This window comes from Mycobacterium persicum (assembly GCF_002086675.1).
Lineage (GTDB): Bacteria > Actinomycetota > Actinomycetes > Mycobacteriales > Mycobacteriaceae > Mycobacterium > Mycobacterium persicum.
This window is the reverse complement of record NZ_MVIF01000331.1, coordinates 1-308: the sequence shown is the minus strand read 5'-3', so window position 1 is coordinate 308 and position 308 is coordinate 1. Positions and strand designations below refer to the sequence as shown.

Annotated in this window: 1 pseudogene; it reads left to right on the top strand. The window is 78.9% G+C overall.

Annotated features, from left to right (window positions below):
* Positions 1 to 308 (top strand): annotated as a pseudogene (locus BST40_RS33690) (PE family protein); the annotation flags it as partial.

Here is a 308-nt window from a genome sequence, read left to right as displayed (position 1 = left end):
GGCACCGGTGGTCAAGGTGGTACCGGCACCGACAGCACCAACCCGGCCATCGCCGGCCAAGCCGGCGGCACCGGCGGCACCGGCGGCCAAGGCGGCGACGCCGGCAAGGGCGGCCTCGGCTCCACTGTTGGTGCTGATGGCACCGCCGGCAACGGCGGCACCGGCGGCGTGGGCGGCACCGGCGGCAAGGGCGCCGACAACCTAACCGCCGCGGCCGCCGGCGCCACCGGCGGCACCGGCGGTGCCGGTGGGGCCGGTGGGCAGGGCGGCACCGGCGGGGCTGCGGGTAATGCGTTCACCGGCACCGC